18 protein-coding genes and 1 pseudogene are annotated in these 23,225 nt (G+C 67.4%); 8 read left to right on the plus strand and 11 right to left on the minus strand.

Features of this window, described 5'->3' with window-relative positions:
* Positions 1-21: 21 nt before the first annotated feature.
* Positions 22-1,053 carry an ROK family glucokinase gene (locus ACUKCB_RS25205; protein WP_473038040.1) on the plus strand — a complete coding sequence of 344 codons (1,032 nt, stop codon included), beginning with the start codon at positions 22-24 and terminating at the stop codon, positions 1,051-1,053.
* A gap of 3 nt (positions 1,054-1,056) precedes the next feature.
* Here ACUKCB_RS25205 and ACUKCB_RS25210 read toward each other — a convergent pair whose 3' ends face one another.
* A complete protein-coding gene (locus ACUKCB_RS25210; protein ID WP_473038041.1) occupies positions 1,057-1,653 on the minus strand; it encodes a Uma2 family endonuclease in 597 nt (198 codons plus the stop codon).
* 201 nt (positions 1,654-1,854) lie between these two features.
* Between ACUKCB_RS25210 and ACUKCB_RS25215 the strand changes: the two genes are divergently transcribed.
* The 3 genes from ACUKCB_RS25215 (at position 1,855) to ACUKCB_RS25225 (ending at position 4,651) form a co-directional block, all read left to right on the plus strand.
* Positions 1,855-2,628, plus strand: a complete 774-nt coding sequence (locus tag ACUKCB_RS25215; RefSeq protein WP_473038042.1) for an SDR family NAD(P)-dependent oxidoreductase — start codon at positions 1,855-1,857, stop codon at positions 2,626-2,628.
* 9 nt (positions 2,629-2,637) lie between these two features.
* Positions 2,638-3,402: a crotonase/enoyl-CoA hydratase family protein gene (locus tag ACUKCB_RS25220; protein ID WP_473038043.1), complete on the plus strand. Its 765-nt coding sequence runs from the start codon at positions 2,638-2,640 to the stop codon at positions 3,400-3,402.
* A gap of 151 nt (positions 3,403-3,553) precedes the next feature.
* Positions 3,554-4,651: a DUF6716 putative glycosyltransferase gene (locus ACUKCB_RS25225; protein WP_473038044.1), complete on the plus strand. Its 1,098-nt coding sequence runs from the start codon at positions 3,554-3,556 to the stop codon at positions 4,649-4,651.
* Between the two features lie 222 nt (positions 4,652-4,873).
* Here the strand turns inward: ACUKCB_RS25225 and ACUKCB_RS25230 are convergent, their stop codons facing one another.
* Positions 4,874-7,006 carry an acyltransferase family protein gene (locus tag ACUKCB_RS25230; protein WP_473038045.1) on the minus strand — a complete coding sequence of 711 codons (2,133 nt, stop codon included), beginning with the start codon at positions 7,004-7,006 and terminating at the stop codon, positions 4,874-4,876.
* A gap of 713 nt (positions 7,007-7,719) precedes the next feature.
* Between ACUKCB_RS25230 and ACUKCB_RS25235 the strand changes: the two genes are divergently transcribed.
* The 3 genes from ACUKCB_RS25235 to ACUKCB_RS25245 all read left to right on the plus strand — a co-directional run bounded on the left by ACUKCB_RS25235 (position 7,720) and on the right by ACUKCB_RS25245 (position 12,116).
* The gene (locus ACUKCB_RS25235; protein ID WP_473038046.1) at positions 7,720-7,842 is read left to right on the plus strand and encodes a hypothetical protein; all 123 of its coding nucleotides are present in this window, start codon (positions 7,720-7,722) and stop codon (positions 7,840-7,842) included.
* A gap of 451 nt (positions 7,843-8,293) precedes the next feature.
* On the plus strand, positions 8,294-9,919 hold the full coding sequence (locus ACUKCB_RS25240) for a stealth family protein (protein ID WP_473038047.1): 1,626 nt from the start codon (positions 8,294-8,296) through the stop codon (positions 9,917-9,919).
* Between the two features lie 862 nt (positions 9,920-10,781).
* Positions 10,782-12,116 carry a phosphodiester glycosidase family protein gene (locus tag ACUKCB_RS25245; RefSeq protein ID WP_473038048.1) on the plus strand — a complete coding sequence of 445 codons (1,335 nt, stop codon included), beginning with the start codon at positions 10,782-10,784 and terminating at the stop codon, positions 12,114-12,116.
* A 553-nt stretch (positions 12,117-12,669) separates the two neighbouring features.
* Here ACUKCB_RS25245 and ACUKCB_RS25250 read toward each other — a convergent pair.
* From ACUKCB_RS25250 to ACUKCB_RS25265, 4 genes and pseudogenes are all read right to left on the minus strand, one after another.
* Positions 12,670-14,382 carry a stealth family protein gene (locus tag ACUKCB_RS25250; protein WP_473038049.1) on the minus strand — a complete coding sequence of 571 codons (1,713 nt, stop codon included), beginning with the start codon at positions 14,380-14,382 and terminating at the stop codon, positions 12,670-12,672.
* A gap of 654 nt (positions 14,383-15,036) precedes the next feature.
* A complete protein-coding gene (locus ACUKCB_RS25255; protein WP_473041127.1) occupies positions 15,037-16,548 on the minus strand; it encodes an NCS1 family nucleobase:cation symporter-1 in 1,512 nt (503 codons plus the stop codon).
* A 273-nt stretch (positions 16,549-16,821) separates the two neighbouring features.
* A pseudogene (locus tag ACUKCB_RS25260) lies at positions 16,822-17,079 on the minus strand (hypothetical protein); the annotation flags it as partial.
* A gap of 345 nt (positions 17,080-17,424) precedes the next feature.
* Positions 17,425-18,192 carry a hypothetical protein gene (locus tag ACUKCB_RS25265; protein WP_473038050.1) on the minus strand — a complete coding sequence of 256 codons (768 nt, stop codon included), beginning with the start codon at positions 18,190-18,192 and terminating at the stop codon, positions 17,425-17,427.
* 355 nt (positions 18,193-18,547) lie between these two features.
* On the opposite strand from ACUKCB_RS25265, the gene ACUKCB_RS25270 reads away from it, so the two are divergent.
* Entirely contained in the window at positions 18,548-19,015 is a 468-nt protein-coding gene (locus tag ACUKCB_RS25270; RefSeq protein ID WP_473038051.1) for a flavodoxin family protein, read from the plus strand.
* Between the two features lie 86 nt (positions 19,016-19,101).
* Here ACUKCB_RS25270 and ACUKCB_RS25275 read toward each other — a convergent pair whose 3' ends face one another.
* The 5 genes from ACUKCB_RS25275 to ACUKCB_RS25295 form a co-directional block, all read right to left on the minus strand.
* Entirely contained in the window at positions 19,102-19,557 is a 456-nt protein-coding gene (locus ACUKCB_RS25275; RefSeq protein ID WP_473038052.1) for a DUF4429 domain-containing protein, read from the minus strand.
* 548 nt (positions 19,558-20,105) lie between these two features.
* Positions 20,106-21,695, minus strand: coding sequence for a polyamine aminopropyltransferase (locus tag ACUKCB_RS25280; RefSeq protein WP_473038053.1), 1,590 nt, complete (start codon positions 21,693-21,695; stop codon positions 20,106-20,108).
* Positions 21,696-21,813: 118 nt separating this feature from the next.
* Positions 21,814-22,242: a DUF350 domain-containing protein gene (locus tag ACUKCB_RS25285; RefSeq protein WP_191266507.1), complete on the minus strand. Its 429-nt coding sequence runs from the start codon at positions 22,240-22,242 to the stop codon at positions 21,814-21,816.
* 87 nt (positions 22,243-22,329) lie between these two features.
* On the minus strand, positions 22,330-22,695 hold the full coding sequence (locus ACUKCB_RS25290) for a hypothetical protein (protein ID WP_473038054.1): 366 nt from the start codon (positions 22,693-22,695) through the stop codon (positions 22,330-22,332).
* A gap of 10 nt (positions 22,696-22,705) precedes the next feature.
* Positions 22,706-23,218, minus strand: a complete 513-nt coding sequence (locus tag ACUKCB_RS25295; RefSeq protein ID WP_473038055.1) for a DUF2617 family protein — start codon at positions 23,216-23,218, stop codon at positions 22,706-22,708.
* Positions 23,219-23,225: the final 7 nt, after the last annotated feature.

The following is a 23,225-nucleotide window of genomic DNA, read 5'->3' on the forward strand; positions in this document are numbered from 1 at the left end:
GTGCGGTGGAGCGGAGCTGGAATGGCGACGGATGTGCGGTACGGGCACTCCCTGACGATCGGTGTGGACATCGGCGGGACCAAGGTCGCCGCAGGCGTGGTCACCCCCGGCGGACGGGTGCTGGCGCGCCTGCGCACCCAGACGCCGGAGCGGAGCAAGAGTCCTTCGGTGGTGGAGGACACGATCGTGTCGGTCGTGTCGGAACTGCGCCGGGAGTTCGCGGTCCGGGCGGTGGGGGTGGGCGCGGCCGGGTTTGTCGACGAGCGGCGCTCCCGGGTGCTGTTCGCCCCGCACCTGTCCTGGCGCCAGGAACCGATCCGGGACGCGCTGTCGCTGCGGCTGGGGCTGCCCGTGGTCGTGGAGAACGACGCCAACGCCTCCGCCTGGGCCGAGGTGCGCGCCGGCTCCGGCCAGGGTGTGGACGACGTGGTGGTCGTGAACCTGGGCACGGGCATCGGCGGCGCGATCGTGCTGGACGGTCGGCTGCGCCGTGGCCGTTACGGGATCGCGGGCGAGTTCGGGCACATGACGGTGGTCCCGGGCGGTCACCGCTGCGAGTGCGGGAACCGGGGGTGCTGGGAGCAGTACGCCAGCGGCAACGCGCTCACCCGGGAGGCGCGGGAGCTGGTGGCGGCGGAGTCGCCGGTGGCCGGGGCACTGAGCCAGGCGGTCGGCGGTGACCCGGGTCTGATCACCGGAGCGCTGGTGAGCGAGCTGGCCCGCAAGGGGGATCCGGCCTGCCGGGAGCTGCTGGAGGAGGCGGGCGGCTGGCTGGGGTCGGGCCTGGCCAACCTGGCCGCCGCCTTCGACCCCGAGCTGTTCGTGATCGGGGGAGGCGTCTCCGAGGCGGGCGAGCTGTTGCTGGGCCCGGCGAGGAACGCGTTCGGCAAGGTGCTGACCGGCCGGGGCTACCGGCCGCAGGCGCGCGTGGTGGCCGCTGCCCTGGGCAACGAGGCGGGGGTGATCGGCGCCGCCGACCTGGCGCGGGAGGCCCTGCCGAGGTGGCGGGGGCGCCGCAGGCAGCAGCGCCTGGGCAGGGCCCTGCGGCGGTGACGTCTAACGCCGGCCGGTCAGCGCTCTCACGTCGATGTCGACCGGGAAGGGGACGTCCAGCTTGAGGCGTTCCCGGGCGATGGTGATCGGAACGTACCTGGGGTCCCGGACCCCGTCGAGCTCGAACACGTGGACCGCGGGTCCGTCCTGTTCGCGTTCGATCCGCCAGAAGTGCGGGATACCGGCGGCCGCGTACTTCAACGGCTTGGTCGTCCGGTCCAGGTCCTGGGACTCCTCCGAGACGATCTCGACGGCGATGAGCACGTCCTCGGGCGGAACGTGGGTGGCCCGGTACCAGTCGAGGTGGTCGTCAGCACCCTCTTCGAACCCGTAGACGAGGATGTCGGGCTCCGGACGCTGGTGCTTGCCGAGTTTCATCGTCATCTCCAGCAGGACATCAATTCCTTTTGGCGCTGCCTCCTCCAACTCGTTTGCCAGGCGGCGCATGACTTGTGAGTGGAACCGGGTCTGGGGGGAAAGCAAGACGAGCGCTCCGTCGATGAGTTCCATCCGGGGGGCACCCGGTGGAAGGTTGTCCATGTCGTCGGCGGTCCAACCCCCGGGCGGGGTGAGGAACCAGTCGGGGAGCGGCTCGGCCATCGAATCCTCCTGGGTCGATTCCTGAGCCCACTCTAGTGTCGCTGTTCTTCGCATGAGGGGAACGTAGCGCTGCGTGACGACGGAGTGGGGCGGTTTCCCCATACCCGCTCCGGGCTCCCCGAAGTGCCGGCCACAGCATTACCCACGATTAACCGAACCCGGTTCTAGTGTGTGGGTCACATCCTCGGTAGAGTGCGGCACATGGATCTCAACGGAATCTCCGCCCTTGTCTCGGGCGGCGCGAGTGGCCTCGGTGAGGCCACCGCCAAGGAACTCGCCTCCGCCGGTGCCACCGTCGTCATCGCCGACCTGAACGCCGAGCGCGGCGAAGCGATCGCCAAGGAGATCGGTGGCGTCTTCGTCTCCACCGATGTCTCCCAGGAGGACCAGGTCAAGGCCGCCGTCCAGGCCGCCGCGGACACCGGCAAGCCCTTCCGCGTCGCGGTCTCCTGCGCCGGTATCGGCTGGGCCACCCGCACGGTCGACCGGAACGGCAACCCGCACGACCTGGACAGCTACCAGAAGGTCATCCAGGTCAACCTGATCGGCACGTTCAACGTGCTCCGTCTGGCGGCGGCCGAGATCGCCAAGACCGAGCCGGTCAACGAGGACGGTGAGCGCGGCTCCATCCTCAACACCGCCTCCCTCGCGGGCATCGAGGGCCAGATCGGTCAGATCGCGTACTCCTCCTCCAAGGGCGGCGTGATCGGCATGACCCTCCCGGCTGCGCGTGACCTCGCCGCCGTCGGCGTCACCGTGAACACCCTCGCCCCCGGCATCCTGGAGACGCCCATCTACGGCGACGGCCCGGGCTCGGAGGAGTTCAAGCAGAAGCTCGCCGCTCCGGTGCCCTTCCCCAAGCGTCTGGGTACCGCCGAGGAGTTCGGCAAGCTCGCCCGGACCCTCCTCGAGGTCAGCTACGTCAACGGCGAGGTCGTCCGCATCGACGGCGCCCTCCGAATGCCCCCCAAGTAGGAGGACACCGTGTCCGACGAGGTTCTCTACACGGCTGAGGACGGCGTCGCCGTCATCACCATCAACCGTCCCAAGGCCAAGAACGCGGTCAACGCCGCGGTCGCGGCCCGGATCGCCGAGGCCCTCGACGACGTCGACGCCCGCAAGGACGTCAACGTCGCGATCATCACCGGCGCCGGCGGCACCTTCTGCGCCGGGATGGACCTCAAGGCCTTCATGAAGGGCGAGGTCCCGGTGGTCGAGGGCCGCGGGTTCGGCGGTTTCGCCGAGCGCGGCCCGAAGAAGCCGCTGATCGCCGCGGTCGAGGGGTACGCCCTCGCCGGTGGTTTCGAGGCGGTGCTCGCCTGTGACCTGGTGGTGGCCGCCGAGGACGCCAGGTTCGGCATCCCCGAGGTCAAGCGCGGCCTGGTCGCCGGAGCCGGCGGCCTGCTGCGCCTCCACCACCGCATCCCGCGCAACATCGCGATGGAGTTCGCCCTCACCGGCGACTTCGTCGACGCCGGGCGCCTCGCGGACCTGGGCCTGGTCAACCAGGTCACCGAGAGCGGCGGTGCGCTGGAGGGGGCCAGGGCCCTCGCCTCCCGCATCACGCCGAACGGTCCGCTGGCCCTGAAGGTCTCCAAGGAGATCATCCAGGCCTCCGACGACTGGTCCACCGAGCAGATGTGGGACCGGCAGAACGAACTGGCGGGCCCGGTGTTCGTCAGCCAGGACGCCATGGAGGGGGCGGCGGCCTTCGCCGAGAAGCGCGCCCCCGTGTGGAAGGGCGAGTAGCTCCTCCGCGCACCACGCACCACACGGCGGCCGTCCCCCGGGGCGGCCGCCGTCGCCGTTCCCACCAGAGGGTCGGACGGTGCGTTCCCGAGTGCCTACTCTCCGTGTGTAGCCTGGGGGTGTCCACCCCGAAAGCCAAGGAGACGGCTTCGTGTCCCTCACGCCCCCATGGAGCCGGCCCGGCGCTCGGACCGGCCCGATCACGGTCCTCGCGGTGGCCGACTCCACCGAACGGGTCGGGCTCTGCGCCGCGATGCTCGACCGGCTCTCCGGCCCGGGGAACGCCGTGGGGATGGCCGTCGTCCGCTCCGAGAGCACACCCCCTCCGGCCCGCGTCCGCCACGCGACCGAGGGCACCGGGCAGGCGGGCCTGCGGATCCCGGTCCTCTCCCCGCGCCAGGTCCGCAGACTCGTCTGGCGCCGCCGTCCCGACACCGTCGTGCTCAACTGCGCCGGTCCGGTGGTGGAGGCCCTGTCCTGGTCACTGCGCTCGGTGGTCCGCCGTTACCGGCCCCTGGTGGTCTCCGCGCTGCAACCGCTCGCCGTGCCCGCGGTCGAGGGGGAGTGGCTGCACCGCTCACGGGTCGATCTGCTCGTGGCGCACAGCCACCGCGAGGTCGCCGAGTACACGACCCTGGGCGAGAAACTCGGGATGAGGGGGGAGGTGGGTCTGGCGAGCCTGCCGCTGGGACGCCGGGACCCCGCTGAGGCGGTCAGGCGGGACCGGGTGGTGTACGCGGCCCGCCCCGGGGCCCCGGACACCGAGCGGGGCCGTCAGCGCGCTCTCCTCGCTCTGGCGACCCTGGCCGGGAACCGCCCCGACCTGGAGGTGGTCGTGCACCTGGGGCAGGAGACCGGCGGCGGCCCCCACCTGGAGGCCTGGCGCTCCCTGGTTGTGTCCGGGCGGGCCGACGGGCGCGCGCTGTTCTTCCGGTCCGGACACCTGTCCGCGCAGCTGGACCGGGCCCGCGGCCTCGTCGCGGTGGGTTCGGCGGCCGTGCTGGAGGCCCTCGCGCGCAGAGTGCCCTCCCTCGTCCTCACGGACTTCGGCGTGGGTGCCGCACAGGGCAACGCCGTCTTCGAGGACAGTGGCCTGTTCGGCACCCTGGCCGATGTGCGGGCCACCCGCTTCCGGCGCCCCATCCGGGAGTGGGGGGAGCGCAACCACTTCCATCCGCCCGGGCACGACGACTGGGTGGAGCGCCTGCACGACCTCCTCGAACGCGGCCGCCGGGGCGAACTCTCCTGACCAGTCCGGTTCAGGACACCACGAAGCAGGTGCGCCTTTCGCTTTCCACGCCCAGTACGACAGTCGTGCCAGGAACAGCGATCCCGTGACAGGGCAACCGCCGAGAGGAAAGAAGCGGCTGTCGCCGCGCGGTGATCATGTTGTCGAGTTAATATGAAAACCGTTTCGGCACGCAGGTCGTCGGGATTTATTTGGCGTCATTTGGTTTTCGATTGAGTGGCTTCAAGGGCCCGACTTGGGTCCTAGCTGATCGAGTATCGGCAACTCGCTCAGCCTGGGTTCCTCTTGGGGTGGTTCATGATCCAGGGCTTCCAGCAAATGCGGTTCCATCACGAAGGACAGGGACTGCGAAAAGGAATAAGAGAAGTGGTCCGTGTCGTAGAAGACCATTTGATTGCCGATGACACCGGGGCAGGTTTCTCCCTGGCACAGGTATTCGGTCATGTCCAGAAAACGAGTGTTGCTGGGGACGTCCTCGAGTTCGAGGTGTGGCGAGGTTTCGGCCATGGAGGCGGACTTCTCCCCCGCGCATTCCAGGCGGTCGTTGCGGTCCAGGCACTCGGGTACCCGGAAGCCGAAGCGAGGAGTGTCCCTGACCGCGGCCACCTTGATGCCGAGGGCGTCCAACTCGTTCCATCGCTCAACGAAACCCTCGGGGACGTGCTCCTCGGAGTCAGGTTCGTTGCTTGTCAGAGTGGCCAGACCGAACACTGCCTCCGGCCGGAGTTCGGTGAGCATCGCCATTGCTTCCTCGTTCCAGTCGTTGCACTGGGCGAACACTTCGCCGCTGCGACGGTACTGAGTCGCGGCGCTGAACTGGCAGGAGTTCTTGGTGATCGTGACCAGACGCCAGCCGTGGTGGTCGCTCAGTGTCTCCAGGGCCTGGAACCAGTGACGCACGTGGGAGCTGCCCACCATGGCGATCGTGTAGTCGGACTCCGGATCGCCGAACTCGCAGCTGACCAGCTCGGTGTCGAGCCCCAGAGCGTTGCACTGTTCGGTTTGGCCAACGGTGTCCCGGCCGACGGTCGTGGTGTCGGGATAGACCGGGAGCGTGGGCAGGCTCTCGGCCAACTCGGGGTCCAGGAGCACGGCCGCACCCGGATAAGCAGCGGGGTCGGAACTGAGCGTTGCGCGGGCCTCGCTCTGTTGCTCGATCGAACCGTCCCAGAGGGCGCTGGCGATCAGGACGGGAATGATGAAGCTGCTCCCGGCGGCCAGAGACCAGGAAGGTCCCCTGTGCTCGCGTGTGAGGCGTGTGATCCCGCCGTCGATGATCCAGCTGGTGGCCAGTGCTGCGGCGAAGGAGATGCCCAGAACGAAGAAGCCGCCGCTCAGGGAGGGGCGCACCTGGCCGGTCAGCTCCAGGTAGATGACCAGCACCGGCCAGTGCCACAGGAAGAGCGTGTAGGCGTGTGCGCCCAACCAGGTCAGTGGGCGCCAGGCCAGCAAGCGACCGACCGCGAGCGGGCTCGTGTCACCGGCTCCGGCGATGATGATCGACGCTGTGGCCAGCGTCGGCCACAGCGAGGCGTAGCCGGGAAAGGCGAGCGTGTCTCCGATCAGGAATCCACATGCGACAAGTGCGGTGAAGCCCGACCATCCCAGGACGATACGCCAGCTTCGGGGGATCCGCAGCCAGGGCAGTGTCAGCGCGAGCGTTCCACCCAAAGCGAACTCCCACAGGCGGGCGCCTGTGTCGAAGTAGGCCCACACCGGTTCCGACGAGGTGATCCACAGGGAGTAGCCGAAGGACACCGCCAGGGCCGTGGCCACCACGCCCAGCGCCACGTGTCGGACTTTGAGGCTCAGGGAGAACGCGATGAACCCGGCCAGCGCGACGAGCAACGGCCACGCCAGGTAGAACTGCCACTGGACGGCCAGGGACCAGAAGTGTTGGACGGGACTGGCCTCGTTGTTCTGTGCGAGGTAGTCGACAGCGTTGTTCGCCAGGTGCCAGTTTCCGTAGTGCAGTGCTGACGCCTGCACTTCGGCGATGACGTCGGCCCATCGAGAACGCGGCAGGAACAGGTAGGCGCCTGCCAGGACCGCACCGAGTACCACCGCCGCGGCGGGGAGGAGCCGCTTGGCCAGCCTGCTCCAGAAGGCGCCGAGGGCGATACGCCCGTCGCGTTCGATCGCGCGGACCAGTGATCCGGTGATGAGGAAGCCGGTGAGGACCAGGAAGACGTCGACACCACCGGAGATGGTGCCGAACCAGATGTGGTAGACGGCGATCAGTAGAGCGGCGACTGCGCGCAGACCTTCGATGTCGGCACGACGTCCGCCACGGTCGGTTCTGTGGACGGGGCTGCCGACCACGTTGCCGACACGAACGCGAGCGGGAACGGGCACGGGGTACGACCTTGGCTTCGGTAACGGGTCGGGGTGGCACACCAATGAATCTCGGTGCAACTTAAGTATGAGAACCCCGAAGCACCCGAACCTCCACCTCGCATGCCCTTGATGCGCAGCCGATACGGAAAGGATATTTCTTCGTTTTTTCTGATATCGCGAGTGAGACGTAGGTCATGCGCGCCTGTGCCCTGGGTAGGTGTGGAACTCAGCAGTGTCCGTTCGTATGTTATTTCGGGCTGAGAAAAGATCTGGGATGCTTGGGTGACTGCTGAACCCGATTGGCGCTTGATTATCGGGTCGGAGCTGGAGCCCGGTACGGGCCGAGAATGCGGACGCCAGGTCCGAGCGGTGCTGGTCCCCTCCGCGCGGGCCGTCCCCGTCCTGTGCGGTTGCTGAACACCACACGCGCCCCCGACCGGTCGCCGACAACGCGGTTGCTTCCAGCACGCCCGCATCCACCCTGCGAAGGCAGCAACGCACCGGCTGCGGATCCCCCCTGGCCGGAACAGGCCCGGGGCCGTGAGGCCGGGACCGGGCCGGTCGGACCGTGTTGCGCGCCGACCGGGCCGGTCTTTGCTGCTCGGGCAAGCACGAACACCACAGCGGCGGTATCCGGGCCCGTCCACCCCGAACGGTTGGCCGCTTTCGGTCTCGAACGCGCGCCCTGGACGTGAACACGACCAGTCCGCGTCAAGACCGCCGACGACCTGTTGCCCGCACGCGGGGCGGCGCGGGTCGACGAGGGTCTGCTCGTCCCCGCCGCTCCGGGCGGTGAGAACCTCGGCCCCACCGTGCGCCGTCCCGTCAAGAAACCGGCGGCCGGACCCGACTGAGGATCACGATGCCTACAACGAGCCCATCTGGGGTGTGCGGTATGATCCGCGCGAACTCCCTGTTCGCAACCACCTTCAGGCCTGGTCCCCGGCGCATCGGTGCGAGCACCGCGCCGCGTCCGCGCTGTTCCATATCGAAAATGGCCGTCCGGCCCGGACGATGCCGAACCGTGACCACTCACTGTCCTCCGGAAAGCCCGGGGTGCCTTCGGTTCGCTCTACGGGGCTCCCCTCGGCGCAAAGTACACCCCTTTTGTGGTGGTAATTTTGCAGACATGGGATATTTTTGGGCCCTTGGTGCCTTTCACCGACGCGGGAGGAGAACGTGAGCTCCTTGCCGCAGCGGCTCCGCAACCGCGCCACGCGTTATCAGCGGTCGCTCGAGGAGCGTCGCCGAGGCAGGAGGGCCGCTCCTTCCCGCCGAGCTCTGGCCGCATCGGACGCATCCTTGATGCCGGTTCGTTTCGGTGGGCAGGAGTTGGTCGGCCGAGTGCTACCCGGTCTCGGTGGTGATGATGCGGCCGCGCGGAACCTGTTCCTGGTCTCCGATGTCCTGGACCTGCTGGGGGTCTCCTACTTTCTCGTGCCCTCCGAGTCCCGGGTGCGCCACACTGTCGGCGTCAACGTCCGGGAACGCACCCGTGTGTTGAGCGCGCTGCGGGAACACCACAGGAGCAAGGCGGTGTTCGCCGCTTTTCCGTTGGGGATCAAGGGTGCGGACCAGCCTGCGTTGCTCTCTGATCCCTCCCTGCCCCCAGGCTTGTCGTCCGCGAGTACCATTCGGCTCGGAGAGATGGTTCTGGGGCCGACCGGACAGGTGCTCTACGGCGCTGAAGTTGCCTGTGACATCGAGTTCTGGCGGGAAGGTGCCGAGATCCTTGACTCCGGTGAGGGGCGGGCAGAAATATCTCGGATCCGTTCCCAGGATTCTGAAGACGTGCTTCGAGAGTCGATTGTCGCGCCGCGGCATAATCGCATAGCAGACGTCCTCCCTCTGGACGAACAGAAGCCTGCGTGGGTGAGCGTGGGAAAAAAAGAGATTCAAACATTCGAGATATTCACCCACGTTACCGCAGAGGACGTCCAGTTCCCCATCGATGTGGTTTACACATGGGTCGACGGCGGCGATGAGAAGCTCAGGGAAAAGAGGAAAAGGTTTCTCTCCGCCGAAGAGGTTGAGATCGCGGAGCGCGAGTATGGCGAGTCCCGGTACACCAGCTATGACGAGCTGAGGTACTCCTTGCGTTCCGTTTGGATGTACGCGCCCTTCGTGCGCAACATATACATTGTCACCGATGACCAGGTCCCGGAGTGGTTGGACACCGATCAGGATCGGGTCCGGGTGGTATCCCATCGCGAGATCTTCCCGGAGGATGCCCTTCCGGTCTTCAACTCGCACGCTATCGAGACCCGTCTGCACCACATCCCCGGCCTGTCCGAGCACTACCTCTACCTCAATGACGATGTCTTCGTCGGCCGTCCGGTGACACCTCAGCACTTCTTCTTCGGTGACCGGATCACTCGTGTTCCCGTCTCCCCGTTCAAGGTCGGTGCCGGCAAACCTCGCTCCGAGGAACCTGCTCCGAACTCGGCGGGCAAAAATGTGCGCGCCCTTCTGGCTGAAGTGCACGGACGGTTCACCGTCAACAAGTTCAAGCATGTTCCTCACCCGTTCCGCCGTTCCGCGGTGCTTGCGGCTGAAGAGGCCTACAGTGAGGCGTTCGCAGCTACTACGAGGTCTCGTTTCAGATCTACTTCAGATATCCAGACGGCTTCCCTGGTCCACCAGAACGAGATGTTCTCGGGTGGTGCCGTTCCTGGTGACTTCAGAATGATCTATGTCGATATTGCTCAACCCCGAGCTCATGTTCTGCTGGAGAAGTTGCGCAAAAAGCGTGCCCAGGATTTCTTCTGTGTGAACGATGTGGATTCACCTGCAGAGAAGGTGGAAGAGTATCATCTGATGATCAATAGATTCCTCCAGGAGTACTTTCCATTCCCCGCGCCCTGGGAGTTGGACGGATCCGGGGGTGCGTCTGAAACGCCGGCTGGTCCTGGTGGACGTTTGCCGAGCTGATGTACTGCTGGAGTTGCGTTCGTGGAGTCGTGTCCCGAGGGACGGCTCGGCAACGGGGGATCACCCGTCGAGCGTTCCGGGACGGTGACGCAGGGGTGTGATCCGGGCGCGGGCCGGCGCAGCGAGTATCGGGGCCCGGTCCGGCCAAGCCGCTGCCCATCGCTTACCGCACCCCTTCGGCCCGATCCGGACCGGGAGCACCGCCCCACGCCGGGCCGATCGCCACCGCGCCAACGGTGTGACCGACAGCCGCAGACGGCCGCGCCGCTCATCGCACCGAGCCCCCCGCCCGCCGAGAGTGCAGCGTGGTCGAAGTCCGTGACCTCAAGCGGTGGAGGCACCGACCGCACGGGTATGACGCCCCCGGGTTCACCGGTCCGGGGGCGGACACGGAGTGCGCGCCGCTTCCCGCCGTTCCCCGGAACCGGGGTTTACCATCAGTTGGACCGTTCCGCCTCAGTGCACTGTGTGGACGCGGTCTGGTACAGCCGAAGGTGAGGTACGCCGACCCATGAAGCGAGTTCCGCCGAACACTGCGTATGCCTCACCGGCTGCTGAAACAGGGATGAAGCGTTCCCGCTGCACGGAACCGTCTCTTCCAGTCGCTGGAAAACGCTGGTTGCGGTACCTGGGCGCAGCTGTCTCGGCCGTTGTTCTGGCCTCCTGCGGTGGCGATGGTTTCACGAGCGATGCCATCGCCGGTGGGAAGACTGTCGCAGATTCCACACTGCTGGCCCCGGGGGAGTGGTCCGGCAGAACTGTGGTTCCGGGACTGGAACTCTACGAAGGGTTTATCAAGGAGGGGGAAGGACAGTGGTCCGTGGCGGTCCGTGCGGCAGGCCGGACTGGGCCTCAGCTGATCATGTCCGAGGCGAAGGCGTTGGCTACGGTAACGGAACTGAGTTCTCAGGGGATTATCGCATCCGCTTCCGAAGTTCTGTGGCCGGAAGGATATGTCTCCTCGGGAAACCCTCTCGGTTGGCGGGTGCTTCTGGACGAATTTTATTCAGAAGAGAAAGCTGCCCGGAGTCGGGCGCTCACACTCTCCGAAGAAGGGTGGGACGCGGTTGCTGAATGGAGTGGTTCTGAACACGATAGTTCGGATTTGATGCTGCAAGCTGTATTGGCTGTCATCGATCCCAACGTCATGTCAGGAAGCATTGAGGCCGAATACGGGCAGGCGATCAACGGTAGGTCCACGGTGGCTGACACAGTCGCTGCCACCGATGCGGTTCTTGCTGTTAACGCCGGTTTCTTCGTCATGCTGGACGACGATGGGATCATCGGAGCGCCCGCCGGTATAGGTATCTACGGGGGAGAACTGCACTCCGAAGCGACCAATGGCCGAATTTCGTTGGTCCTGGAAGAACAGGGGCTCCTGCCGCGCTTCACTGAACTTTCCACGCACATCACCGTCACAGCGGGGAGCGCCAGACGTGAGATCGACGGGATAAACCGCGTTCCAGGGCTGATCCGCAACTGCGGAGGTGTCGGGGGCGACCTTCCGACAGAACTGCCGCTCCATGATTTCACCTGCACCGACGACCACGAACTCGTCCTGTTCAGTGACGCCCTCCAGGGGACGACACCAGAGGTCGCGGGGCTTGAAGCTGTCTTGGACAGTACTTTCACGGTGTCCGGTCTTCACGAACCCGGGACGACCGTCCCCTCCGGCGGATACACATTGCAGGGTATCGGTGAGGGTGCTGCCTGGCTGGAGGAGCACGCCCGGGTGGGAACCCGTTTGTCCGTCGACAGGGTGGTCAGTGAGACCGGCACCGGAACCCCCTTGGAATGGGAGGGGCGGGAGGTGAGCGTTGTTAACGCGGGCCCCCGCCTGCTGCGCGACGGGCGGGTCGAAATCGATGCCGAGGCCGATGGCCTGGTCCACCCGCAGGACGCCTCCTTCGCGTACAGCTGGGCCCTGCGGCGCTCCCCCCGCATGCTCATGGGTGTGGATGATCGCGGCCAGGTGATGCTGCTCGCTTCTTCAGGGCGTACCCCTGGAATCAGCGACGGGCTTGCCCTGCACGAGGCCGCCGGACTGATGCGCGACCTCGGAGCCCGTGACGCCGTTGCCCTGGATGGCGGCGGCAGCGTGAGCATGGTCGTGGAAGGCGAGACGATTCTGACTGGTGTGCCCTCCGAAGGGGAGCGTGCGGTGGGAGACGTCCTGCTCGTGCGTACGGAGCCGTGACGGAACGGTACCGATCGGACGGCTCGGGTGCCGACCACCGAACCGACCGGGTTCCCGACGGGAGGGCCCTCTACGCTCTCCCGTCACCTCACCTTCCTCGCGCAGGAACAACTGCACACAGACCCGACGCGGTACCCCGCAGCGTCCCGGAAGGTCGAACAGCGGCCCGCGAGGCCTGCTTGAGCCGTGTGCGGTGAGAGGCTCACGCACAGCTCTGAGGAGGCCGGGACGCGGTGATGCGTCCCGGCTACCCGACTGAGCCGGCGGTACGACCAGCAGACTGTGTCCGTCCGGACCACGTCCGGGCAGCTCAAGAATGTCCGCTTCGGGTGCTCGGCCAACGCACCAAAGACGCTCCAGGCGCACCGGCAGGGCGAGTCCGCTCCCATCGAGCGCGACGGCGTGCTACCTCGTCGCCGCACGCGAGGTCCCCGAGGTGGAACACGGGGCGTGAGGCACACGTCCCTCACCCCCCCGGGGGGGTGAGGGACGGAGGAGTCCAACCCAGCAGCCAGTTGGGCACTACCTCCAAGCCCGGTCCTGGAGAACCGGGTCAGGTCGACTGCTTCTCCACCGAGCTGGGGAAGGGGAAGTACCGGTCGAGGAAGGAGACCATACGCTGGTGGACTGCGTCCCGCGCGTCTTCGGGAACGTCCACTTCGTTCAGACAGAAGAAGTCGAAGCGTTGAGTGGCCTGGATGTCCGCCAGTCGAGCGTCCGCGTCCTCCCTGCTCACGTTGACGTAGCGAAAACTGAAGCGCCCGGGAATGCCACGCCCGGTCAGCATGGTCTGATAATGGTGCATGGGTGCTGTCAGCGCGATGTCCGCGGGTGAGCGGAAACGCGACCGCATGGTCTGGTCGAGCTCCTCGGGGAACATCTTCTCCAGCTCCAACAGAACGTCTCTGCGTTGGGGCATCGGTGTGTGCATGAAGTTGTTCGTGGTGAACCGGCCGTGCACGCGCTCGAGCAGGTGTCGCACGTTCTTGCTCGCCGAGTTGGTGGCGGTCTCGTTCCCGTGCGCTTCCCCGAGGCCGATCTTGAGTGGTGAAACGGGGACTTTGACGAGACCGTTGCCGTAGAAGAAGTGCTGAGGTGTGATCGGACGACCGAAGAAGACGTCGTCGTTCAAGTACAGATAGTGTTCGGAAAGCCCCGGGATGTGGTGCAGCCGGGTCTCGATCGCGTGTGAGTTGAACACCGGGAGCACCCCGTCGGGGAAGATGTCCCGGTGGTCCACGACCCGGACACGGTCCTGTGAGGTGTCCAACCAGGCCGGCGTCTGGCCGTCGGTCACGATGTACACGTTCCGGACGAAGGGCGCGTACATCTCCAGCGAGCGCAGTGAGTACTTCAGCTCGTCATGGCTCGTGTAGCGCGAGTCGTTGGTCTCCTTGTCCAGGATTTCCGCGATCTCACCCTTGTAGCGTGCCCGCTTGGCTCGCAGCTCCGGTTCGTTACCGTCCACCCAGGTGTAGACCACGTCGATCGGAAAGTCGACGTCGTCAGCGGTGACCTGGGTCAACGCCTCGTACGTGGGGACTTCCCGGTCGCGTACCCGCAGCGTTGTGGGTTTCCGCTCGCTCTTTGGCAGAACGTCGGCGATTCGGTTCTGGCGGGGCGCGACCAGGGATTCGGCGAAGACCTCCTCCGACGCCTGTGGCTGCACGCCGGCGAGACGCTGTTCCCCTTCGGGGGAGGCGAGCAGCTGGCCACCGTCCTGCCAGAACTCCACGTCACAGCCGAGTTCGGGGCCTGCCAGCAACTGTCCCGCAGGACTCAGCCGGATCTCTCCCACGCGCAGAACGCTCGCCTCGGCCACGGCAGGGGAGACGGCTCCGTCAGCACAGATCATGCTGTGCATGAACTTGTTGCCCTTGTTGGGTCTGGCGATGTAGACCGCGCTCGTTCTCTGCTGACGCAGGAGTGAGAGGAGGAAGGCTGATCTGTCGTTCTCGTCGAGGCCGACGGAGTAACGGATGCGGCTCATTCCCGGCACCAGGAAGAAGGAGATGCCCGCTGCTTCCAGAGCTGAGGTCACGAACTCCAGGTTGTCGACAGCGCTGTCCTGGGCGGTGAAGCCGTTGACGACGCGTGCGGGGAGAACCTGGTCGCCGACCTTGGCCATGCGTAGCCCTTTGTCGCCGGAGAGCAGGGCCCGACGCCTGTCAGCCTTGCCCTGACGCCAGAGAAGCTCGATGACGTTTCGCTTCTTGTCCTGGACGGTTCGGGATCTGAAGCGATCAATGCGGGAACGCAGACTCATGCTGGCAGTCCCTCTCTGTGGTTGCATCCGGGCGCGGGTTACCCCGTGGTGGGCTGAGAAGTGGGGCCGTGGCCTCTCACCCTGCGCCACGCCCAGCGAGAGGCTTCTGCGCACGTGTAGGTGGTAGAGGGCCTAGATCGGCACCATGATTTTACTTCACGGGAACCGAGGTGTTGGGCAGAGCTCTCGTAACAGTAGTCACGATGTGCTCTCTGCGTTATGGCGCCCGTGCCCTGCGTCGTAGTCCAGGCGGCTTCTCACGGCGTCCGGCGGGGCGGGCCAGAGGATCCCGAGGGGCCGGGACCCGCCACCCTGCTGCCCCGCGCGGTCTCTCGGTGTTGGTCTGTACCGTGTGAACAGTCTACTTGTATAACTTTTTGATCTGCGGGAACGGTGTGTTTTTCAACGGTCGGCCCGCTCGTTGCTCGCCAGGGCGGTGAACGACCTGCGCGAGGTCCCCGGTGTTCAGCTTCTTCTTGGCCGATGCACTCTTTGCCGCAGACTTCGCTCATGTGCGGTGAGCGGCGCTCTCTGCAGCGTTCATACAGGAGGAGGGAAACTCCCGACCTCGACACACGCCTCAACCGGGCAAGGCCGGGAAAAGGCGCCGCGCGGCGAACACTGCCGCGCGGCGCCCGGGGACGCGTCCCGGGGTCAGGCGACGGGGTCTGCCGACCGGTCGGTGGCCTCTTCCTCGGCGGCCCGCTGTCTCGGGTCCGGGAGGAGGCGGCCCAGCGCCCAGTGCACCAGCAGCGCGCTGAGCAGACCGACCAGCCACCCGTAGTCGGACAGCGGGGCCAGCGGCGGGATGAGCCCTCCGGCCGGGAAGGGGCCCTCGCCCTCGGGTGAGTTCGAGCCGCCCACGGCCAGCAGCGCACCCGTTCCGAAGGCGGCCAGGGCGCGCCAGTTCCAGCCGCCGGAGTACCAGTACTCGGATCCGCGCGTGTACAGGGCGGGCAGGTTGATGTGGGTGCGGCGCAGCAGCCAGTAGTCGGCGAGTAGGATGCCCGCCACCGCGCCCAGCAGTCCGCCGACGGTGCCCAGCCAGGTGAAGACGTACACGTTCTCGTCCTCGATGAGCTTCCAGGGGAAGATGAGCACCCCGAGGAAGCAGGTGAGGATCGCTCCGGTACGGAAGCTGATCCAGCTGGGTTTGAGGTTGGCCAGGTCGTAGGCGGGGCCGACCAGGTTGGCCGCGACGTTGGTGGAGACCGTCGCCAGCAGGACCACGAAGATCGCGAAGAGCAGCCCGATCCCGCTCTCCATCCTGTCCACGACGTGGATCGGGTTCCAGATCGGCTCACCGTAGACGGACGCGGTGCCGGCGGTCACCATGACCGCGATCAGTGAGAACAGCGTCATGGTCGTGGGCAGGCCCAGGGACTGGCCCACCACCTGCGCGCGCTGGGAGGAGGAGAAGCGGGTGAAGTCGCTGATGTTCAGGGTCAGGGTCGCCCAGTAGCCGACCACGGCCATCAGGGAGGGGAAGAACAGCGCCCAGAAGGACGGACCCCAGTCCGTTCCGCCCTCGACGGCGAGCATCGGGCCGAAGCCGCCCGCCTCGACCGCCATCCACACCAGCAGGGCTACACCGCCGACGGCCATCAGCGGGGCGGCCCACACCTGGACCCTGCGCACACCCTCCATGCCCCAGAGGATGATCGCGACCTGGGCCAGCCAGAAGAGGCCGAAGGACAGCCACAGCGTCCACGGGTTGCCGCCGACCTCCGTGGCGTCGACCCAGCCGTCCCCGAACAGCCGACCGGTCAGGACGTGCACACCCTGACCGCCGATCCAGGTCTGGATCCCGAACCAACCGCAGGCCACCGCGCCGCGCAGCAGGGCGGGCAGGTTGGCGCCGCGCAGACCGAAGGAGGACCGGGCGAACACGGGGAACGGAATGCCGTACCTGGCGCCGGCATGGCCGGTCAGCACCATCGGCAGCAGCACGATGAGGTTGCCCAGGACGATGGTGACCATGGCCTGGCGCCAGTCCAGCCCGGCCGCGATCAGGCCGCTCGCCAGCGTCCACGCGGGGATGCTGACCGACATGCTCACCCACAGCGCGGTGAAGCTCCCGGTGCCCCAGGTCCGCCTCGATACGGGGAGGGGCTGGAGGTCGTCGTTGACGAACGGGCCCCGGGCGGGGGCGGTGCCCTCGGGCATCGACACACGGCCGTCGGAGTGGATGATCTGGGATGGCGGTTCGGGCAGGGGCGGCTCGGGTGTGGAGGGCACTGTGGACACGGGACACCTGCGTTTCAGTGGGGCTGGCGGGGGAGCGGTCCGCGCGGACGCGGCACTGGGCCTGCGCGGGCGGAGCCCGGCGAAAGATCCGAAATATCCGGAACGGTGCCAGGCCGTCGAACATCTTCGCACGTCATGCCCCGCGCGATGACGCGGTACGTCGGCACCGCGGCCCCGGCCGGTGCCCGTCGGCTACCGGCCGCGCGGTCGTGTGTCCCAGCCTGGGGCGGCCGGGGCCAGGGTCGGGGCGACGTCCCGGCCGTAGGCGTCGATGACCCCGTCGACGTCGTCGTGCATCGCGTGGACCGCGAACTGGTCCACGCCCGCGGCGCGCAGTTGCTCCAGTTTCTCCACGTGCTCCGCAACCGTTCCGACCGGGCAGAACCGGTCCACGATGGCGTCGGGCGCGAACCCGGTGTTCGGGTTGTCCACCCTCCCGTGGTGACGGTGGGGCCGTCGGGCACAGGCCGGTACCTGGGCGCGAGCGGGTTGGCGCGCTGTAGCGGTCGCACCCCGGACAAGAGGTGAACGGCAGGTCGATATCCGAAATCCGGCAGGGGGAACGCGAATGGGTTGACACTTTCGCATTCGTGGCCCTGGGAATAAATGCCCTTTGCGCGGCGGTGTTGATTCAGAGGAAAGGCAGGTTTCGCTGCTGGGCCAGCGAGAATTCCGGAGGCGGGCACACATGCCGGAGGGCCGCCGGGAGTGGTGCCCCGACGGCCCCTGAGCGGGATCCGCCCCTGCGCCGACCGGACCGGAGGGGTCGCTCCGGTCCGGTCGGCGGGGACCGGATCAGCCGGTGATGTCGATCTCGACCTCGTTGCCGCCGTAGGTCTCCGCGCTCAGACCGATGTGGGAGAGCTCGTCGGGGTCGTCCACGTCGAAGACGATCGCCGTGCTCACGGTGCCCTCCTGCGGCACGAGCACACTCATCTCGGTGTCGTCGTAGGCACCGGTGGCCTCGTAGTCCTCCTCGATCTGGGTGCCGGTCTCCGTGTACAGGTGCTGTTCGTCCCGCCAGAACAGCGGGAAGAGGGCGTCGTCGGTTCCGACTTCCAGGTGCACGACGACGTACTCACCGGTCGCCCGCCGGCCCTCGACCTCGGACAGGCCGGTCTCGACCTCGGTCACGGTGAAGAGCAGGCCGTCGTGCGCGACCTCCTCGCCGAGGCCTGGCATGTCCGAGTTGGACTGGTCGGCGCTGCCACCGGCGCTGCCACCGGTGCTGTCGTCCTCGACCTCAGCGAAGACGAAGAAGAGCAGCAGGACCAGGACGAGACCGATGACGAAGATCCCGCCGCATCCGAGGCTCACCCACAGCCAGGGGGAGGTCCCCTTCCTGGGAGCGGGCTGGCCGTAGGGGGCGCCGTACTGGCCGCCATACGGGTCGGGACCGTACTGGCCGCCGTAGGGGTCGCCGCCCTGGGGAGGACCGTACTGGCCTCCGTAGGGAACACCACCGTAGGGGTCGCCGCCCTGGGGAGGACCGTACTGACCGCCGTAGGGATCACCGCCCTGGGGCGGGCCGCCGTAGGGGCCTCCGGGAGGGGGCGGGCCCATCGGCGGTTGGCCGCCTCCTGGGGGCGCCCACCCGGGAGGCGGTGGGCCCATCGGTGGTTGGCCTCCGGTCGGGGGCGTCCCCGGGGGAGGACCTTGGTAGGGGTCGTGTGGAGGCGTCCCCGGCGGAGGACCTTGGTAGGGGTCGTGCGGAGGCTGATTCATGCGGCCCTTGGCTTTCTTCCACGGTTTCTGCTGGGGACGGGAGCGTGTGACCGGGCCGTAGGGACGGCTGAACTCTGCGCCCGTCAGTGCGGGCGTCCGGGGTCGCCCGAGGTCAGGTGGCTTGCAACGCCAGTTCTTCCGACGCCGTCGAGGGGCCGTCGGTTCCGGAGGGAGCACTGCCTAGTGTGGGTGTATGGCACGACTGCTCATCGTTCACCACACTGTCTCCCCTGCCACACAGGAACTTCTGGAAGCGGTGCTCGACGGTGCCCGCACCGACGATATCGAAGGGGTCCAGGTACGGGCCAGGGCGGCCCTGGTCGCAACCGCCGCGGACCTTCTGGAAGCCGACGCGGTGGTGCTGGGGACCCCGGTCAACATCGGCTACATGTCCGGTGCCCTGAAGCACTTCTTCGACACGGTGTACTACCCCGTACAGACCGACACGCGGGGACTGCCGTACTCGCTCTACGTGCACGGGGACAACGACACCTCGGGTGCGGTACGCGCGGTGGAGTCGATCACCAAGGGCATGGGGTGGAGCCGGCACCGGCCCCCGGTCGCCGTCACCGGCCGTCCCGGAACGGAGGCCAGGCAGGACTGCTGGGAACTGGGCGCGGTCACCGCCCTGGCGGCCCTGGAGCGCTCGGAACAGGGGTGAGGGCCGTCCGCGGCCGTTGCCCGCCCCGGTACCGGGACAGGGTCCGGGGATGAGTTATGGGGAGGTGCTCGGGGTCCGGGCGCGGATCAGCCTCCGGTGAGCTTCGCGACAGCCTGGTCGTACTGCTCCTGGTTGAGCGCCCCCTGTTGGAACAGCTTCTGGAGCTGGCCGATCTGCTCCGGCAGGCTCGCCGTGGCGGCCTCCGAAGGGCCCGTCTGCGCGGCACGGAGAACCGCCGCGTGCAGTTCCTCGAAGTCGGCCTGGTGCTTGCGCAGGAAGTACACGGACATCTTGGGGTCGAAGACCTGCTGTCGGCGAACCCGCTTCCGGGACTTCCGGTCGCCGTGCTCCTCGTGGACGAACTCGATGTACCCGTTCTTCTGCAGATCGGAGCCCTTGAACCGGACCTGTGCAATGGTGCTGACGTGCAGGCGGATCTGCTTGCCCCCCATGAACAGGGCACTCAGGCCCTTCCGGTCGATGGTCACCCACTCACCGTCGAACGTCACCGAGTTGCCCATGTAACCCTTGGCTCTGATCATCTCCTACCGCTCTCCTTCGGTCCGAGCTCCGGTCCCGGCGCCGTTTCGCGGACCCTGAGGCGAGCTGACCCTACCAACGGGGAGAGGACGGATCGAGACCCCCAGAAGCACACCGAACGCCGTCGGCCGCACTGTTCTGGAGATGGTGGGAACGCGGGCTCCGACAGTCGGCCGGACCGGTTCCGCCGGGGCGGGCCGTTGCCCGCCCCGAGCCGGGCAGGTCCCCCGGTCCGGCCACTCGGGTGCGCCCGGACGAAAAGCATCCGTTTCCGGCAAGGGGCGGCAAGTCCGTGTCAAGGGTTGTCATCCGGGGTGATGCGGACGGCGTGGCGTGCACGCCGTCCGCCCGGCCGGGGTGAGGATGGGCGTCGGGCCGCGGGGGAGCCGACGAAGGTGACCCGCTCCCCCCGCGGGCCCGCCCCCGGCCGAAACCACCGCGTGGCCGCCCACTGGCCCAAGATCCCAGGTCGCGCGGTGTCTGACACCGATGGCGCCCGTACCGGCGGTACGGGCGCCATCGGTGTGTCCGGGTGCGTACGATCCGGAACTCAGTAACCCCGCCAGGCCTGGCGGTCCTGGTGGTAGCCGATGATCCGCGGATGCATCAGCGTGGAGGAGCGGACATCGCCCTCCTGCCGGTCCTTCGGGAACACCAGAGCCGCCGACAGCAGGGCGTCGTCCAGAAAGCGCAGCTCGGGGGCATCGTCCGGCAGTGTCAGCTCCGGTGCCCGATCCGATTCCCGCTCGGAGGCCCCCAGGTAGAAACCCCAGTTGCCGAAGGTCGGGACGTCCACGTTGTACGGGGTGACCGCGATCCCGGCCTCCTCCAGCGAGTCGCTCACGCTCCAGTAGGCGTCCGGGGCGAAGAACGGTGAACCGGCCTGCACCACCACCCGCCCGTCGGGATTCAGGGCCTGTTCCAACAGCGCGTAGAACTCGATGGTGTACAGCTTCGAGGTACCCACGTCGGTGCCGTCCGGAAGGTCCGCGATGACCACGTCGAAGTTGTCCGGGTTGTCACGCAGCCACTGGAACGCGTCGGCGTTGACGACGTCCACCCGCGGGTCCTGGAAGGAGTCGTCGTTGAGCTCGCGGAGCACCGGATGGGTGGAGGCCAGCTCGATCACGGCCGGGTCCAGGTCCACGAGGGTCACCGAGTCGACGTCGTCGTAGCGCAGCAGCTCCCGGATGGCCAGGCCGTCCCCGCCGCCCAGGACCAGCACGTCCTCGCGCGGGCCGTCCATCGCCGGGTGGATGAGCGACTCGTGGTACCGGTACTCGTCCAGTGTGGAGAACTGGAGGGACCCGTTGAGGAACATGCGCACGTCCCGGCCGTCCAGGGACTGCGTGAGCACGATCTCCTGGTACTCGCTGCGCTCCGCGTACGCGATCGGGTCCCGGTACATGGCCTGCCGGGCGTCCACCTCGAAGTGCTCGGCGAAGTAGTAGGCCAGCCCCAGCACGACGACGATGAACGTCAGCCCCGCGCTCAACCCCACGTAGGCGAGCCTGGTCAGATCCGTGCGGAACAGCCACAGCACCACCGCGACACCGATGACCGCGTTCAGCAGCCCCACCATCAGAGCGCCCTTGGGCAGACCCAGCAACGGCAGCAGCAGGAACGGGAAGGCCAGTCCGCCGATCAGACCGCCCACGTAGTCGGCGGCGAACAGGTCCGCGACCGCCTCGGAGGCCTCCTGCTTGCGGATGCGCTGGATGAGCGTCATCAGCAGCGGGATCTCGATGCCGATGAGGGTGCCGATGACGAACGCCAGCAGCACCAGCGTGGGCTGGTAGGCGTTTACGGACAACCAGGCGAAGGACCCGTACAGCAGCAGGACCGACAGGCCGCCGACCAACGACAGCAGGCCTTCCACCACGGCGAACGACAGTGCGGGGCGGGCCTGGTACCGCTTGGACAGCAGCGAACCCACACCCATGGCGAACACCATGACCGACAGGACCACTGAGGCCTGCGTGATGGTGTCGCCGAGCAGGTAGCTGCCGATCGCCACCAGTGCCAGCTCGTACACCAGGCCGCAGGCGGCGCAGATGAACACCGCCAACAGGATGAAGAACCGGGCCGCGCGCGCGGGCACCGGGAGTCGGGGCCGCGAGTGGGCCGTGGTCTCGGTCAAGGTACTGCTTTCTCGAGGAAGTGCGGGGCCGGTCCGCCGGACCGGTCCCCCGGGAGCCGTCGGCCCGGAAACCGGGTGCCCGGGGTGGGCGCCCCAGGAGTCCCGGTGCCTCCGGGCCCTAGGAGATGGCGGCGGCCACGACCAGCGCGATCGACAGGTGCGCGGTCGCGCTGACCCAGGTCGCCGGGTGCCACTCGGCGTTGCTGACGATGTGGCTGATCTTCGTGGGGGTCAGCAGGTCGATCAGCAGGAACGACAGGGCCATCACCACCAGGCCGATGAGCCCGAAGACCGCCGTGGAGACCAGTCCGGGGACCAGGCCCAGCTCGGAGTAGCTGGACATGATCGCTGAGACGACCACGACCGCGGCTCCGAGAGTGTTCGCGGACACCAGCAGGATCGCGTTCGGGTTGCGGTCCTCCCAGATCAGCTGGTGCAGCTTGCCGGGGGTGAGCAGGTCGGTGATCAGGTAGCCGAGCAGCATGACGACTGTGCCGACCACGCCGTAACCCAGGGCGGAAAGGGAGCTGCTGAGGATCTCGTTCATGGCCTCGTCCGTGTCGGGATGGTTGGGGCGTCGGTGGGTGTGGACTGCGGAAACGAGCCCGTCCCCCGACACGGCAGACTACTTGCCCTACTTGCCGAAGCCGGACCCGCCGCCGCGGTTGTTGCTTCCGCTGCCGTTGCTGTTGGAACCGCCGCCTCCGCCGCCCCCGAAGAAGAAGATTCCGCCGCCGCCACCGCTGTTGCCGTTGCCGTTGCGGTTGTCGCAGTCGTCGGTCGGTGTCGGGCTGGGCGTGTTGCGGTACGAGGAGTTGGTGAAGCTCCCCGGGGTCGGTGTGCTCGAAGGGGTGGCGGTCGCACTGGCGCGGGGCTCGCAGTCAGCGCTGTTGTTGCCGTTCGAACACGCCGAGAGAAGGAGCAGCACGGTGACGGCGCCGCCGACCGCGGCGATTCTGCGTCGTGGAGCGTGTGCTTCAAGGGCTTTGCTCTTGGCCATGTCGGCCTCCTCAGGAAGTCAGGGTTGTGGTCGTCGTCACCAGTTCGTTGCTCTGCGGGTAGGCGTGCCAGGTACGCCAGCGCAGGGACGCCCCGCTGCCAGAGGTCAGGTGCAGCGCGGTGATCGCCAACGGATCACCGGGGAAGGCGACGAGCAGCCCGCTGGGGGAGTCGGAGGTCTCCTCATGGATCTCCGCGACCCGGAGGGCGAGTTCGTGGCGAGGCAACGACTCGACGACGGAGTCGAAGCGGTAGTCGCCCACCCCAGGCAGAGGGTGCCCGGCGCGGCCGGGAAGCCCGCCGGGAACCCCCGGCAGGCAGGCGACCGTCTCCACCAGCTTCCCGCCGTCGGACGCAGACCGCAGGACGACCTGGTGTGAGGCTCCGAGGACCCGGAGCTCCACCCCGAAACCCGGCACCTCGACGGTCCGGGTCGCCAGGGGCTCGACCAACGGGTGGTTCAGGGTCCAGACCAGGTCGTCGGCCTTGGTGTCGACGAAGGGGGTGCTGATGCTCGCACGCATACCGGGA

The sequence above is a fragment of the Nocardiopsis moroccensis genome (genome assembly GCF_055763695.1).

Coding starts and splice junctions, on each gene's coding strand:
- ACUKCB_RS25210 (WP_473038041.1), bottom strand. CDS start 1,653: ATGGCCGAGCCGCTCCCCGACTGGTTCCTCACCCCGCCCGGGGGTTGG.
- ACUKCB_RS25240 (WP_473038047.1), top strand. CDS start 8,294: ATGCCGGTTCGTTTCGGTGGGCAGGAGTTGGTCGGCCGAGTGCTACCC.
- ACUKCB_RS25285 (WP_191266507.1), bottom strand. CDS start 22,242: ATGAACGAGATCCTCAGCAGCTCCCTTTCCGCCCTGGGTTACGGCGTG.
- ACUKCB_RS25205 (WP_473038040.1), top strand. CDS start 22: ATGGCGACGGATGTGCGGTACGGGCACTCCCTGACGATCGGTGTGGAC.
- ACUKCB_RS25250 (WP_473038049.1), bottom strand. CDS start 14,382: ATGAGTCTGCGTTCCCGCATTGATCGCTTCAGATCCCGAACCGTCCAG.
- ACUKCB_RS25270 (WP_473038051.1), top strand. CDS start 18,548: ATGGCACGACTGCTCATCGTTCACCACACTGTCTCCCCTGCCACACAG.
- ACUKCB_RS25290 (WP_473038054.1), bottom strand. CDS start 22,695: ATGGCCAAGAGCAAAGCCCTTGAAGCACACGCTCCACGACGCAGAATC.
- ACUKCB_RS25295 (WP_473038055.1), bottom strand. CDS start 23,218: ATGCGTGCGAGCATCAGCACCCCCTTCGTCGACACCAAGGCCGACGAC.
- ACUKCB_RS25255 (WP_473041127.1), bottom strand. CDS start 16,548: ATGCCCGAGGGCACCGCCCCCGCCCGGGGCCCGTTCGTCAACGACGAC.
- ACUKCB_RS25245 (WP_473038048.1), top strand. CDS start 10,782: ATGTCCGAGGCGAAGGCGTTGGCTACGGTAACGGAACTGAGTTCTCAG.
- ACUKCB_RS25215 (WP_473038042.1), top strand. CDS start 1,855: ATGGATCTCAACGGAATCTCCGCCCTTGTCTCGGGCGGCGCGAGTGGC.
- ACUKCB_RS25265 (WP_473038050.1), bottom strand. CDS start 18,192: ATGGGCCCGCCCCCTCCCGGAGGCCCCTACGGCGGCCCGCCCCAGGGC.
- ACUKCB_RS25275 (WP_473038052.1), bottom strand. CDS start 19,557: ATGATCAGAGCCAAGGGTTACATGGGCAACTCGGTGACGTTCGACGGT.